10 protein-coding genes and 1 pseudogene are annotated in these 14,702 nt (G+C 60.1%); 5 read left to right on the top strand and 6 right to left on the bottom strand.

Going from position 1 to position 14,702, the window contains the following annotated elements; genetic code table 11:
- Positions 1–44 precede the first annotated feature (44 nt).
- Together ACA048_RS07530 and ACA048_RS07525 are read right to left on the bottom strand one after the other, a co-directional pair.
- On the bottom strand, positions 45–1,655 hold the full coding sequence (locus ACA048_RS07530) for an ATP-binding protein (RefSeq protein WP_497628588.1): 1,611 nt from the start codon (positions 1,653–1,655) through the stop codon (positions 45–47).
- The gene (locus ACA048_RS07525; protein WP_497628587.1) at positions 1,652–2,374 is read right to left on the bottom strand and encodes a response regulator; all 723 of its coding nucleotides are present in this window, start codon (positions 2,372–2,374) and stop codon (positions 1,652–1,654) included. Before ACA048_RS07525 ends, ACA048_RS07530 begins: the two co-directional genes overlap by 4 nt.
- Before the next feature lie 734 nt (positions 2,375–3,108).
- Between ACA048_RS07525 and ACA048_RS07520 the strand changes: the two genes are divergently transcribed.
- Positions 3,109–6,003 carry a ribonucleoside-diphosphate reductase subunit alpha gene (locus ACA048_RS07520; protein ID WP_497628586.1) on the top strand — a complete coding sequence of 965 codons (2,895 nt, stop codon included), beginning with the start codon at positions 3,109–3,111 and terminating at the stop codon, positions 6,001–6,003.
- A 202-nt stretch (positions 6,004–6,205) separates the two neighbouring features.
- On the opposite strand, the gene ACA048_RS07515 is transcribed toward ACA048_RS07520, so the two are convergent.
- From ACA048_RS07515 to ACA048_RS07505, 3 genes are read right to left on the bottom strand one after another with little or no spacing between them, the layout of a single operon-like run.
- Positions 6,206–7,204 carry a 4-hydroxythreonine-4-phosphate dehydrogenase PdxA gene (locus tag ACA048_RS07515; RefSeq protein WP_497628585.1) on the bottom strand — a complete coding sequence of 333 codons (999 nt, stop codon included), beginning with the start codon at positions 7,202–7,204 and terminating at the stop codon, positions 6,206–6,208.
- Positions 7,201–8,157 (bottom strand): amidohydrolase family protein, encoded by a 957-nt coding sequence (locus ACA048_RS07510; RefSeq protein WP_497628584.1) that lies wholly within the window; start codon positions 8,155–8,157, stop codon positions 7,201–7,203. The genes ACA048_RS07515 and ACA048_RS07510 overlap by 4 nt, the downstream gene beginning before the upstream one ends.
- Positions 8,150–9,463: an MFS transporter gene (locus tag ACA048_RS07505; protein WP_497629819.1), complete on the bottom strand. Its 1,314-nt coding sequence runs from the start codon at positions 9,461–9,463 to the stop codon at positions 8,150–8,152. Before ACA048_RS07505 ends, ACA048_RS07510 begins: the two co-directional genes overlap by 8 nt.
- 408 nt (positions 9,464–9,871) lie before the next feature.
- Between ACA048_RS07505 and ACA048_RS07500 the strand changes: the two genes are divergently transcribed.
- The 4 genes from ACA048_RS07500 (at position 9,872) to ACA048_RS07485 (ending at position 14,011) form a co-directional block, all read left to right on the top strand.
- Positions 9,872–10,888: a Bug family tripartite tricarboxylate transporter substrate binding protein gene (locus tag ACA048_RS07500; RefSeq protein ID WP_497628583.1), complete on the top strand. Its 1,017-nt coding sequence runs from the start codon at positions 9,872–9,874 to the stop codon at positions 10,886–10,888.
- A 52-nt stretch (positions 10,889–10,940) separates the two neighbouring features.
- Positions 10,941–11,474: a tripartite tricarboxylate transporter TctB family protein gene (locus tag ACA048_RS07495; protein ID WP_140665809.1), complete on the top strand. Its 534-nt coding sequence runs from the start codon at positions 10,941–10,943 to the stop codon at positions 11,472–11,474.
- Positions 11,471–13,000 (top strand): tripartite tricarboxylate transporter permease, encoded by a 1,530-nt coding sequence (locus ACA048_RS07490; protein WP_497628582.1) that lies wholly within the window; start codon positions 11,471–11,473, stop codon positions 12,998–13,000. Before ACA048_RS07495 ends, ACA048_RS07490 begins: the two co-directional genes overlap by 4 nt.
- Before the next feature lie 69 nt (positions 13,001–13,069).
- Complete coding sequence (locus ACA048_RS07485) at positions 13,070–14,011, top strand: LysR family transcriptional regulator (RefSeq protein WP_497628581.1); 942 nt, start codon at positions 13,070–13,072, stop codon at positions 14,009–14,011.
- 42 nt (positions 14,012–14,053) lie between these two features.
- Here the strand turns inward: ACA048_RS07485 and ACA048_RS07480 are convergent.
- Positions 14,054–14,346: pseudogene (locus ACA048_RS07480) on the bottom strand (fructose-bisphosphate aldolase).
- Between the last annotated feature and the right edge of the window lie 356 nt (positions 14,347–14,702).

Raw genomic sequence — 14,702 nt, 5'->3', positions numbered from 1 at the left:
AGCCGAGCTTGCTCGCGATGGCGGCCTGACGCTCACCACACCTCTCAGCGCTTCTCCTGATTGCGCGGCCAACTCAAGCTAAAGCAAGCCCCACCCAGGCTCTTGCTCTTGCTGATCAACGCCCGCCCGTCATGCCAATGGATGATCCGCCGTACGATGGACAGCCCCAACCCATGCCCGCCCGAAGCGCGGGTACGGCTGTCATCCAGGCGCAGGAACGGCGTGAAAATTCGTTCCCAGGCCAACTCCGGCACACCCGGCCCGTCATCCTCGACGTCCACTCGGCAACGCTGCTGCCCCACCTGATAACTGACGGTCACCCGCGACGAGGCGTGGCGCATGGCGTTGCTGACCAGGTTCTGAATGGCCCGATGCAAGTAGCGCGGTTCGGCCTCGACCCAGGCGTCATCGCAATCAGCGGCCGACAAACACAAGCCGCGCTGCACCGTGACCTCGGCGCGCAATGGTGCCAGTTCTTCGATGACTTGATTGACCAGCGCGTCCAGATCGATCCGTTGGAAATTCAGCGCCGGCGAGCCCTGCTCCAGCCGCGCGTAGGTCAGCATCTCGTCGACCAGTTTGTCGAGGTCCTCGATGTCGTGGTCCATGCCCTCGCGGTATTTCTCCAGCTGCTGCGGCGTGGTGGCCGAGCCGATCATCTCCAGGCCGAAACGCAGGCGCGCCACCGGCGTGCGCAACTCGTGAGACACGGCGCGCACCAGTTCACGCTGGATCGCCAGCAATTGCTGCAAGTGCTCGGCCATGCCGTTGAACGCCGCGGCCAGTCGCCCCACCGAGTCGGCACCGCGCGCCGGTACGCGAGTTTCCAGGCTGCCTTGGGCAATACGCGTGGCGGCCGCTTCCAGACCGCGCAAACGGCGCTCCAGTTGCCGCACCAGCAGGTAGACGATCAGACCGATCAGGCTCAAACCGAGGGCTGCGATCAACACCAGCCATTCAGGCGGATAAGGGTTCATCTGGTACAGCGGGCCGATCTCCAGCACCCACGGCGTACCGACCATACCGGCAAACACCCGGATCGAGTCACCGCCCTTGCCCAGCGCCATCACCGTATCGCCCTCGGACACCCGGCGGCTCTGGTCTTCGTCCATGTCCGCCTGCTCGACCTTGATCAATCGCAAGTCGAAACCAAAGCCTTTGTCTTCTTTCAACAATGCCAGCCGCTCAGGCTGCTCCGCCACCGGGTAGCGCACCAGTTCATCGGCCAGCAGATAAATAGTGGCGCGGGCCAGCTGTTCGCTGATTTGCTGAACCTCGCCGGTGAGCACCAATTGCTCCTTGTCACTGACCAGTCGATAGACCTTCGCCGCGTGCGGGCCGGTCTGTTCCACCAGCGCCTGGCCGCGCAGGACGCGGGTGCGCTGGGTGAGGTCGAGGTCGGTCTGGGTAAACGTGGTCAGCGCCAATGGAATCCCGAGCAAGCGCTCCCAAACCAGCAAGGCGCGACGGCGCTCGGTTTCGTTCATCGGCTTGAGGTTGTCGGCCATCAACGAAAACGTACCGTGGGCCAGGCGCTCGCGGTATTGCTCGCTGCGCACCTCGTTGAGCAAGTGCAACGCCAGCACGCCCAGCACCGCGACCAAAATCAGCGCCGCACACATGCCACCATAAATGCGCAGGAAGATCGAATTCACAGCGACGGGTCTACGCAAGCTTCAGGAACAAACAGATAACCTTTGCTGCGGATGGTTTTGATCAGCCGCGGGTGCTCCGGGTCATCGCCAATTTTCGGGCGGATGCGCGAGATGCGTACATCGATGGAACGGTCCTGGCCGTCGTAACCGATTCCGCGCAATGCGGTGAAAATCTCTTCACGGGACAGGATGCGCCCGGCGTTGGCCACCAGCAGCCAGAGCAGGTCAAATTCAGCGCTGGTCAGCTCGATGCCGTGGTCATGCAACCAGGCTTCACGCAACGCGTTGTCCACCACCAACGGACCAAACTGCAGACGCCGCTGTTTTTCCGGAATGGCCTCCGGTGCTTCGCTGCGGCGCAACAGGGCCTGGATGCGCGCCAGCAACAGGCGCGGGCGCACCGGTTTGCACACGTAGTCGTCGGCACCGAGGTCCAGGCCGAGGATCTGGTCGGTGTCGTCGGTGCGGGCGGTGAGCATCAGGATCGGGCCGTCATACTTGTCGCGAACCTTGCGGCAAATGCTCAAGCCGTCTTCGCCGGGCAGCATCAGGTCGAGGATCACCAGGTCCGGCTTCTCCTTGATGATGCGAGCCGCCGCCAGCGCCCCATTGCCCTCGATCGAGACGCGCAGGCCATTGGCTTCCAGGTAGTCGCGGGTCAGTTCGGCCAGACGCTGGTCGTCCTCCACAATCAATACCTGCCAGGCTTCTTGCTCCACGGTGACCTCTGCTTGCCAACAACACTAATAAGGAAGGATCCGCCCGTCTTTTTGTAATGATTGGGAGGATAAGAATGCGTAACCATGGGACGATTGTATAAACGCCGCCCGTCGAGAACACAAGCCGGCAAATGCGTTCGGACATGTCGGTTTTTTGTGGTAGGGTTCGCGCCCTTAAAAATCCGGACGGCTGTTTTCAATCATTGAAAATCGATGAAAAACGCCTCGGTCCCGCTAGGTCGCGGCCTACACGCCGGTTCCACCTTTCACACACAATTTACACACAGGTTTATCCACAGGCAGTACGTTGCAACACCTCCAAAAACGCACTATCTTGTACCCCGGCGCCAAAAAAACCCTACATGTAGGGTTTTAGCTTAAAAGCCCAACCACATTTCAGACCAGAAACTCAAGCGCTTTATTGCCTGTTTATGGTTGAACACAGCGTGATTTTACAAGACCAAACCGCACTGGCGGATGGCACCGTTTTTTCAGGCCCGAACAGCCAAAACGGTACGGGTGTTGCAGTCAATACTGGCACCCCGAAAGGAATCCGGTTTCGAGCCCAGGCTCGCAACCAAAAGACTTCGGCAAGGACGCGGCCTCATTAGCCTTTTTCCTACTGTCCCGGAGTTGTTATGCCCGACACCACGTCGGTTGTAGTGCTTCAGGACAGAACGGTGGGCGCCGTAATGGTGCCCAAACAAACATAGAGAATGTGGAGACAACCCCCCATGCAAACCGACACAACTCGCGAGAACCCGCAGGGCACCTTGCCGCAGGCCGCTGATTCGACTTCGGATCTGTCCGCCACCGCGCCTGGCCAACTGCGCGTGATCAAGCGTAACGGCACTGTCGTTCCTTACACCGTCGACAAAATCACCGTCGCGATCACCAAAGCGTTTCTCGCAGTTGAGGGCGGCACCGCTGCCGCCTCGTCGCGAATCCATGACACCGTTGCCCGCCTGACCGAACAAGTCACCGCGACCTTCAAGCGCCGCATGCCATCGGGCGGCACTATCCACATCGAAGAAATCCAGGACCAGGTTGAACTGGCCCTGATGCGTGCCGGCGAGCAGAAAGTAGCCCGCGACTACGTGATCTACCGTGACGGCCGTTCGAAACAACGCGCCGCCCACGCACCGGCCGAAGAAGCAGTCAACGCTCACCCGTCGATCCGCATCACCCGCGCCGATGGCACCTTTGCGCCTCTGGACATGGGCCGCCTGAACACCATCGTCACCGAAGCGTGCGAAGGCCTTGCAGAAGTCGACGGCGACCTGATCCAGCGCGAAACCCTGAAAAACCTGTACGACGGCGTGGCACTGACCGACGTCAATACCGCACTGGTGATGACCGCCCGTACCCTGGTCGAGCGTGAGCCGAACTACTCGTTCGTGACCGCTCGCCTGCTGATGGACACCCTGCGTGCCGAAGGCCTGAACTTCCTGGAAGTCGCCGAGAGCGCGACTCACCACGAAATGGTCGACCTGTACGCCAAGGCCCTGCCTTCGTACATCGCCAAGGGTATCGAATTCGAATTGCTGAACCCGGTCCTGGCGACCTTCGACCTGGAAAAACTCGGCAAGGCGATCAACCACGAGCGCGATCAGCAGTTCACGTACCTGGGTCTGCAAACCCTGTACGACCGTTACTTCATCCACAAGGACGGTATCCGCTTCGAACTGCCGCAAATCTTCTTCATGCGCGTGGCCATGGGCCTGGCGATCGAAGAGAAGCATAAAGAAGACCGCGCAATCGAGTTCTACAACCTGTTGTCGTCCTTCGACTACATGTCGTCGACTCCGACCCTGTTCAACGCCGGCACCCTGCGTCCACAGCTGTCGAGCTGCTACCTGACCACCGTGCCGGATGACCTGTCGGGCATTTACCACGCGATCCACGACAACGCCATGTTGTCTAAATTTGCTGGCGGCCTGGGCAACGACTGGACGCCGGTTCGTGCGCTGGGTTCGTACATCAAGGGCACCAACGGCAAATCCCAGGGCGTAGTACCGTTCCTCAAAGTAGTGAACGACACCGCCGTCGCCGTTAACCAGGGTGGCAAGCGCAAAGGCGCTGTCTGTGCCTACCTGGAAACCTGGCACATGGACATCGAAGAGTTCATCGAACTCCGTAAGAACACCGGTGATGACCGTCGTCGTACCCACGACATGAACACGGCCAACTGGATCCCTGACCTGTTCATGAAGCGCGTCTTCGATGATGGCCAGTGGACCCTGTTCTCGCCTTCCGAAGTTCCGGACCTGCACGACCTGACCGGCAAGGCCTTCGAAGAGCGTTACGAGTACTACGAAGCGCTGTCCCAGTACCCGGGCAAGATCAAGCTGTTCAAGACCATCCAGGCCAAAGACCTGTGGCGCAAAATGCTCTCCATGCTGTTTGAAACCGGCCACCCATGGCTGACCTTCAAAGACCCGTGCAACCTGCGCAGCCCGCAGCAGCACGTCGGCGTGGTTCATAGCTCGAACCTGTGCACCGAGATCACCTTGAACACCAACAAGGACGAAATCGCCGTTTGCAACCTGGGTTCGATCAACCTGCCGAACCACATCGTCAACGGCAAGCTGGACACCGCCAAGCTCGAACGCACTGTAAACACTGCCGTTCGCATGCTCGATAACGTGATCGACATCAACTACTACTCGGTGCCACAAGCGAAGAACTCCAACTTCAAGCACCGTCCGGTCGGTCTGGGCATCATGGGCTTCCAGGACGCTTTGTACCTGCAGCACATTCCTTACGGTTCCGACGCGGCCGTCGAGTTCGCCGACAAGTCGATGGAAGCGGTCAGCTACTACGCGATCCAGGCTTCCTGCGACCTGGCCGACGAGCGTGGCGCTTACGAGACGTTCCAGGGTTCGCTGTGGTCCAAAGGCATCCTGCCACTGGATTCGCAACAAATACTGATCGAACAGCGTGGCCAGAAGTACATCGACGTTGACCTGAACGAATCCCTGGACTGGGCACCGGTTCGCGCCCGTGTTCAGAAAGGCATTCGTAACTCCAACATCATGGCCATCGCACCGACCGCGACCATCGCCAACATCACTGGCGTCTCGCAGTCGATCGAACCGACTTACCAGAACCTCTACGTGAAATCGAACCTGTCGGGCGAATTTACCGTGATCAACCCGTACCTGGTTCGCGACCTCAAGGCTCGCGGTCTGTGGGACGCGGTCATGATCAACGACCTGAAGTACTACGACGGTTCGGTGCAGCAAATCGAGCGCATCCCGCAAGAACTCAAAGAGCTCTACGCGACTGCTTTCGAAGTGGACACCAAGTGGATCGTTGACGCGGCAAGCCGTCGCCAGAAGTGGATCGACCAGGCTCAGTCGCTGAACCTGTACATTGCTGGCGCATCGGGCAAGAAGCTGGACGTGACCTACCGCATGGCCTGGTACCGTGGTCTGAAAACCACTTACTACCTCCGTGCCCTGGCTGCGACCAGCACCGAGAAGTCGACCATCAACACCGGCAAGCTGAACGCTGTTTCCAGCGGCGGCAACCACGGTGAAGATTCGGTCCTGGCAGCACCTGCCGGCCCTGCTCCAGTGCCAAAGGCGTGTGCCATCGACGAGCCGGATTGCGAAGCTTGCCAATAAGCTGAGCCGGTAGGCGCCGCAAGGCGCTTACTCGAAACCCCCGATCAGTCCTCTGGATTGATCGGGGGTTTTCTTTTGCCTGATCTGTAGGAGCAAAGCTTGCTCGCGATGAGCGGTGACGCGGTGACGCGGTGACGCGGTGAAAATCGTGCCATCCCTATCGCGAGCAAGCTTTGCTCCTACAGGATCTATGTTGTTTTAGCTATTTGACGCCCATCCGACACGCAATCTCGAACGCCTGGCGAATCGCCCCGACATTCGCCTTGCCCTGCCCCGCGATATCAAACGCGGTGCCGTGCGCCGGGGTGGTAATCGGAATCGGCAAGCCGCCCTGCACGGTCACCCCACGGGAGAACCCCATCAACTTGATCGCGATCTGCCCCTGGTCGTGATACATCGTCACCACCGCGTCAAAAGCACTGGCATCGCCCTGCACCTTGAGGAAAATCGTGTCCCCCGGGTACGGCCCTTCCGCCGCAATGCCCAACGCCTGAGCGGATCGAACAGCAGGGCCGATGATGTCCAGTTCTTCGCGACCAAACGAGCCGTTGTCGCCGTTATGCGGGTTCAAGCCACACACGCCGATGCGCGGTTTTTCCAGGCCGTTGCGCTTGAGCGCGGTGTCGATCAATTGAATGGCTTCCACGACCCGCGCTTGCGTGAGCATGCCTGGCACTTCAGCCAGCGCCACGTGGGAGGTCACGCGGGAAGTCCAAAGGTTGTCGAGCACGTTGAACTCGCAGAAAGGTCCGTGGAAATCCAGCAACTCGGCGAACCAGTGCAACTCATCGTTATGGGCCATGCCGGCCATGTGCAGCGAGGTTTTGTTCAGCGGTCCGAACAGCACTGAGTCGGTGATGCCGGCCTCGGTCAGACGCAAGGCTTTTTCCAGTGTGTCGAGGCTGTAGCGGCCGCCGATGACGCTGGCTTCATTACGCGCAAATTCGCCAAGGGTGTCGCCGCGAAAGTCATAGAACAGCGGCGTGTCATCGACAAACGACAGTTGCTCCAGCGACTCTACGCGACGGTAAGGAAATTCCGTCCCGGCGATGCGCATCCCGCGGCGCATTTCCGCCTCGTCGGCAATCAGGATGACATTGGCCTGACTGCGCACCTCGGGCTCGGCGAGCAGGCGTGCGATCAGTTCCGGACCGATGCCTGCCGGGTCGCCCAGGACCATCGCGATGGTGGTTTTGTTCATGCTTCACTCCTCAAGGGTTCGGGCCATTTCCGGTCAATGGCGCAGGGCTCGCAGCGATAGATTTGCTGTGCGTTGCTGTAGAAAAGCCGTTGCTGATCGGCACTCGGAAAATCGGCAACGATCGATTTGAAACCGCTGTAGATGTCGTCGAACGAGCCGCACAGGCTGTCCACGGGAAAGTTGCTGGCGAACATCGCCCGGTCGCTGCCGAACATGGCGATGACTTCGCGCACGATCCAGGCATTGTCTTTGGCCCGCCAGCGTTGACCACCCTGCCCCAGGCCGGAAATTTTCACCCGCACGTTCGGCCACTGCGCCAGCCGCGCCATCGCCAGGCGCCAACCCGCCAGGCCTTCGGCGCTGCGGTCGTTGGGCAATCCGGCGTGGTTGAGAATCAGCGTGATGCCGGGAAAGTCCCGGGCCAGGCGTTCGGCTTCGTGCAGGTTCCACCAGGGCGTCTGCAGATCGAAGTGCAGGCCCAGGGCTTCGAGCGTGGCGTAACTGCGGCGCCAGTGCTCGTTGCTCATCAGGCTGCGAGTGTGCCCCACCTGCGCAGGCGTGGTCGGGCCGCCGGGCTTGTGGCGCACACTGCGCACGCACTTGAAACTCGCTTGCTCGGTCAGCACCGCAATGGCGTCCGGATGGTCGAGCCAGGCTTGTGCGACGATGGCGTTTGGCACGCCGTAGCGAGCGGCCAGCCCTTCGATGAAACGGGTTTCGCCAATGGGGTCTTGCGGGTTCCATTCGGTCTCGACGTACACCGTTTGTACGACGTTATGGGAGCCGGTATCCGCGAAGTAGTCATCGGGAAAATAGCGGCGCTTGATCGCGCTGTAATCGCCGTAGCGAAACGGGATATTGGCCTCTGGCGCCAGCCACGGATGGTCATTGATCGACGGGTCCCAGAAATGGTGATGGGCGTCTACGATTGGGCCGTTCCAAAACTCAGTCATGACGCACCTCATCCAGGCTGATACACAACGTGGCCAAAACGAAGACCGCCGAGCACGCCGCAAAGAAGCCCAGCACTGGCGCAAACCCGCCGGCCATTTGCACAATGACGCCCACCAGAATCGGCACCGCAATGCCGCCCGTGCTGCCGGCCATGTTCATCACGCCGCCGATCAAACCGACCCGCGCCGGTGCCGCCAGCAACGCCGGAAAGCTCCAGTAGAGGCTGCCCCACATCAGGAAAAACGCGGTCATGGCCAACAACGCCACCGCCGCAAATGGATCGCTCAGGGTCGGCAGCAACAAGAACGCGCCCAGGGCCACGACACCAGAAAACGCCAGCAGACTCTTGACCGCGATGCCGCGACTCACGACTTTGCGAATCAGGCCGTCGCAGAGAAAACCACCGGTCAACGAACCCAGCGCACCGCAGATGAAAATCACGAACGTGGCCGCGCCAATGCCTTTGATGTCGAAGCCACGAGCCTGTGCCAGATAACTCGGCCCCCAGGTCAGCAAGCCAAAATAGACCATCGCCCAACTGGCACGACCGATCAGCAACCCCGTCAGTGAACGGGCCGCGATCCCCAACCCCTTGACCGGCGCACGTGCGGCTTCGGCGGCAGGCGTGGCACGTCCGGCGTTGATCTTCTCCAGCTCTTGGGTATTCACTTGTGGATGCGTGGCCGGGTCATCGCGCAGATAACGCCGCGCCACCCAGGCCAGCACCAATGTCGCGATGCCGGCGATCACGAAGGCCAGACGCCACGAATCCAGCGAAGCGATCAGATACGCAATGATCAAACCGCCCAGCGCCACGCCCAACGGGCTGCCACTGTCCATCAGCACCGCGCCGCGACTGCGCTCGCTCGGCGCCAGCCACAGGGAAATCAGCTTGCCCCCCGAAGGAAACAGCGGCGCTTCGGCGGCACCTAACGCCACCCTGGCGAACAACAATGACAAGCCGCCCGTGGCAAACGCCGCCAGTACCTGAAATGTACCCCACAAACCCGTGGACCAACTGATGACCCGGCGCGGACCAAAACGGTCGATCAGCCAGCCACCAGGAATCTGCAACAGCGCATACGCCCAGAAGAAGCTGCTGAGGATCAGCCCTTGCAGGCTCGGCGACAGGGAAAATTCATGGGCGATGGTTGGCATCGCGATGGACAGCGACACCCGATCAATCAGGTTGACCATTGTCAACGCAAAGATAATCGCGAAGATCCGCCAGCGCACGCTGCTGGCTTTGGTGGTGCCGCTTAGCGGAGTTGCCACTGCCGGTGATTGAACACCTGCCCTGGGCATATGCAGGGAAGCACTGGGACGAGCCATGGTGCGTACCTCGATTTATTATTTTTGTGGTGACAACATTGCCGCTGCCTGGCGGCGTTGGTGAGCACTATCGAAGGCTCAGTGATAACCGTCTAATCAAAACTTGAAATCAGGCGATAGCCTTGAGTTATGGCATGCCCTGCTTTCAGATAGCTTTCAACGGGTATCGCCCTTTTCAGCTTTCCTCGAAAACCGCTCTGGCTCAACGCCTGGAGCGTCAGCCGACACTTTCACTGCCAAGACCTATAACCCCAGGCTATCGGTGTATGTATTGTTTTGACTAGACGCGGAGCCAGTGGCTTCACACACTCAGGCCAGGCTTGCAGCTTTACTGCATCGACAAGTCACTCATAACAACTACAAAAACGAGGCTCTTCCATCATGCGAAATGCATTCGTCCGTCGCACATCCCGTCTGGTTCTTGGCTGCACACTGATCGCCGCTGGCGCCCTTCCCGCTCTCGCTCACGCTGCCTGGCAGCCGGACAAGAACGTCGAAATCGTCGTCGCCGGTGGTCCTGGTGGCGGCACTGACCAACTGGGTCGCCTGATCCAGTCGATCATCACTACCCACAAATTTCTCGATGTGAATACCATCGTCCTGAACAAGGGCGGTGGCAATGGTGCCGAAGCCTTTCTCGACCTGAAAATGAACAAGGGTGATCCCGAAAAACTGGTGATCGGCACCAACAACATCTACCTGTTGCCGCTGGTGTCCAAGCTCGGTTACCAATGGCAGGAGCTGACGCCGGTCGCCGCCGTGGCCGAGGATGACTTCATTCTCTGGAGCTACAAAGACGCGCCGTGGAAGGACGCCAAGGGTTTCTACGCCGCGGTCAAGGCCGACCCGTCGAACCTGCGCATGGGCGGCAGCCAGTCCAAGGATGTTGACCAGACCCTGACCCTGCTGCTGAACCAGACCAACGACGCCAAACTCGTCTACATCCCGTTCAAGAGCGGCAGTGAAGCCGCGACCCAACTGGCCGGCAAACACATCGCCGCCAACGTCAACAACCCCAGCGAAAGCATCAGCCAATGGCGTGGCGATCAGGTCGAGCCGCTTTGCGTCTTCAGTAAGGAACGCATGAGCTACACCGAGAAAGTCGCCGGGGATAAATCCTGGGCCGACGTACCGACCTGCCACGAAGAGGGCCTGGGCATTGATCAGTACCGCTTCCCGCGCACCGTGTTCATGCCCGGCGATGTCACTGCCGAACAGCGGGCGTTCTATGTCGAGCTGATGCGCAAAGTCACCGAGACGCCGGAGTTCAAGGCCTACGTGAAACAGAACGCACTGGTGCCGACCTTCCTCGAAGGCGAGCCGCTGACCGCCTACATTGAGAAAGACACCGCCCGCGTAACGCCGGTGTTCAAAGAAGCCGGCTGGCTGAAAAACTGAGTTGCCAACGGCCGTTCGCACGCGCGCGGCCGTCACCTGCTGGAGGTGTTTCATGTCCCAATCTTCGGATTCACCGGCGCTGGTCGGCACCCGCTGGGTCGAACTCGGTCTGACACTCTTCACCACGCTGATCGGCGCGGTGGTGATGTTCGGCAGCGTCGAACAAGGTATCGGCTGGGGCGATTCCGGCCCCGAGCCGGGTTACTTCCCCTTTTACATCGGCCTGTTGTTGAGCGCCGCCAGTGTCGGCAACGGCGTATTGACCGTGGTGCGCTGGCAAGCCCTGAGTGTTTCATTTGTCAGCCGCAGCGCCTTCAAACAAGTGTTGTCGGTGTTCATCCCGATTGCGCTGTTTGTCGGCGCCATGCCGTTCACCGGCATCTACGTGGCCTCGGCCTGTTTCATCGCCTGGTTCATGTGGCGTGACAAGGTCCGCGTCAAACCCTACGGCAAGTTGATGATCGGCACGGTGTCGCTGGGTGCGGTGCTCGCCAGCTACCTGATTTTCGCGCTGTGGTTCAAGGTCCCGCTGGATGCCGGTCCGATGGGCGACTGGATTGCCCTGGCCGGGAGACATTTCAAATGAGCGAGTTCGATTCCCTGCTGCAAGGCATGAACCTGATCCTGACCCCGGGCCATATTGGCCTGATGGTGATCGGCGTGCTGCTGGGCATTCTGGTCGGCGTGTTGCCCGGCCTCGGCGCCCCCAATGGCGTGGCGTTGCTGCTGCCGCTGACGTTCACCATGTCGCCGGTGTCGGCGATCATTTTGCTGTCGTGCATGTATTGGGGCGCGCTGTTCGGCGGCTCGATCACCTCGATTCTGTTCAACATCCCCGGTGAGCCCTCATCGGTGGCGACGACGTTCGACGGTTACCCGATGGCTCGCGAAGGTCGCGCCGCCGAGGCCCTGACCGCCGCGTTCAGTTCGGCACTGATTGGCGCTCTGGCCGGGGTGTTGCTGCTGACGTTCCTGTCGACAAAAATTGCCGCGTTCGCCATGTCGTTCAGTTCGCCGGAGTTCTTCGCGGTGTACCTGTTGGCGTTCTGCACCTTCATTGGCATGAGCAAGAACCCACCGTTGAAAACCGTAGTCGCAATGATGATCGGCTTCGCCATGGCGGCGGTCGGTATGGACACGGTCTCGGGCAACCTGCGCCTGACCTTCGATCAGCCGACCTTGATGACCGGCATCAGTTTCGAAGTGGCGGTGATCGGTCTGTTCGGCATCGGTGAAATCCTCTGCACCGTCGAGGAAGGCCTGGTGTTTCGCGGCGAACATGCGCGCATCACACCGATGGTGATCCTGCGCACCTGGGCCAAATTGCCGCGTTACTGGTGGACAATTGTGCGCAGCACACTGGTCGGTTGCTGGATGGGCATCACGCCGGGCGGGCCGACGGCGGCCTCGTTCATGAGTTACAGCCTGGCGCGGCGTTTCTCGAAGAACCGCGAGAACTTCGGCAAAGGTGAACTGGAAGGCGTGATCGCCCCGGAAACCGCCGACCACGCCGCCGGCACCAGCGCCTTGCTGCCGATGCTGACCCTGGGCATTCCCGGTTCGGCCACGGCGGCGGTGATGCTTGGCGGCCTGATGATCTGGGGCCTGCACCCTGGTCCGACATTGTTCGTCGAGCAGCATGATTTTGTCTGGGGCCTGATCGCCAGCATGTACCTGGGCAACGTGGTCAGCCTGATCGTGGTGTTGGCCACCGTGCCGCTGTTTGCCTCGATCCTGCGCATTCCGTTCTCGATCATTGCGCCGATCATCATCATGGTCTGCGCCATCGGTGCCTATTCGGTACATAACTCGTTCTTCGACGTGGTGCTAATGCTGGGCTTCGGCGCGCTGGGTTATCTGTTCAAGAAACTCGGTTACCCGATTGCGCCACTGGTGTTGGCGGCTGTGTTGGGCGACAAGGCGGAAGATGCGTTCCGGCAGTCGATGCTGTTTTCCGACGGTCACTTGGGGATCTTCTGGTCCAACCCACTGGTGGGCTCCCTGACCACGGCGGCGCTGCTGATGTTGTTCTGGCCGCTGATTTCCAAGGCACTGGGAACCCTGATGGGCCTGCGCAAACCCCACGTCGGCAAAACCAAATCGGTGCTGTGACACAGCAATGCTGGCAACGCCTGACATTTGTTGTCAGGCTTGCCGCAGTCCTTTTTGCGAGCATGGCCCATGACCCGGATTCCTGAAGCCAACTTGATCCACAGCCGACTGCGTCTGCGCCAACTGCGGCTGATGCTGGCGTTGCAGGAGTTCGGCTCGTTGCGCCGCGCCGCCGACCACATCGGCATGACTCAACCGGCGGCGACCAAGATGCTGCACGAGGCCGAGGACCTGCTGGGCGTCGAACTCTTCGAACGCCTGCCTCGGGGCATGCGCTCTACCCCGTTCGGGGAAACCGTTATTTACTACGCACGCATGGTGTTTGCCGAACTCAGCGGTATGCGTGAAGAATTGGTCGCGCTCGAATCCGGCAACCTCGGGCGGGTCGCGGTCGGCGCGATTCCGGCGCTGGCCTCGGGGCTGTTGACCCGCACCATCGCGACCTTGAAACAAAGCCATCCACGCTTGTCGATGAGCATCCAGGTCGATACCAGCGACGTGCTGGTGCAGGCGCTTTTGCAGGATCAACTGGATATCGTATTGGGCCGGATTCCGGCAGGTGCTCGGGCCGAAGAATTACTCTTTGACAGCCTCGGCGAAGAAGCTTTGTGCGTGATCGCCGGCGCGCAAAACCCACTGGCGCAGGAGACGCAGCTGAGCTGGGCGGAGTTGCAAAACATGACCTGGGTGCTGCAACAGCATCCAAGCCCGATGCGCGCGATCATCAATCAGGTGTTTCACAACGCGCGGGTCGACATCCCCAACAGCATTGTCGAAACCACGTCGATCATGACTTTGCTTTCGTTGGTGCAGCAGACTGACATGCTCGGCGTCACCCCGGTGTCGGTGGTGGAAGACTATCCAGGGCGTGATTTGCTGGCCATTTTGCCGATCAAGTTCGAAGCGCGGCTGCCGCCTTATGGGCTGATCACCCGGCGTCATCGTATTCAGTCGTCGGCGATGCAGGCGTTCATGAATTCGGTGCGGGCCGAGCATGCGCTGGCCAAATAGAAAACCCGCAGAAATGCGGGTTTTTTACTGCCTAAAAATCAATCACTGTTCCTTGGGCGTATCAAACCCACGCTGCTCAATCACCCGAAACACGTCACTCACATCCTGGACCATGATCCGGGCGATGTTGGGACGGTGTTGATGTCGTTCTTAACGTAGTCGGGAAGGCTGGTGCACGCCATCAGGTGCAGGTATTTGAGGACGGCGTTGAGGCGTTCGCTGACGCAGTTGTGGAGTTCGCGCAATGGGGCGTCGCTGTCGATGAGCAGGACGGGGTAGTCGGTGGCGAATTGGGACATGGGGGTAAAGCGGCGGGGCGGTTTGTTCATTGTCATAAGTAAATCCTCCTGTGCATAAGAAGAAGAGCTACTTGTGCCGTAGGGCTGCGAAACCCTGTCGCTGGTCAATGTCAGCAGACGGGGCGAACTATAAGCGTCGACTTTGGCGGCTGCAACCGGGGATGCAGGACGGTTGCTCGTTTTTTGTAGCAGCTGGCGAAGCCTGCGTTTGGCTGCGTAGCAGTCGCAAAATCAGAAGTCGCGGTGTGTCAGGTGAACCCTGAACGCTGGATTTACGGCTGCTGTCAGCCGAACGCAGGCTTCGCCAGCGGCTACAGGGAGTAGGAAAGCGTGGCAGGGTTGGGGGCTGCGTCGCCACCCGGCGGGAGCAAGCTCCCTCGCCACAATGGGAG

It is taken from the genome of Pseudomonas sp. LBUM1659, from assembly GCF_059716045.1.
Note: the sequence above shows the minus strand (reverse complement) of the source record. Positions and strands in the feature narration are given on the sequence as shown.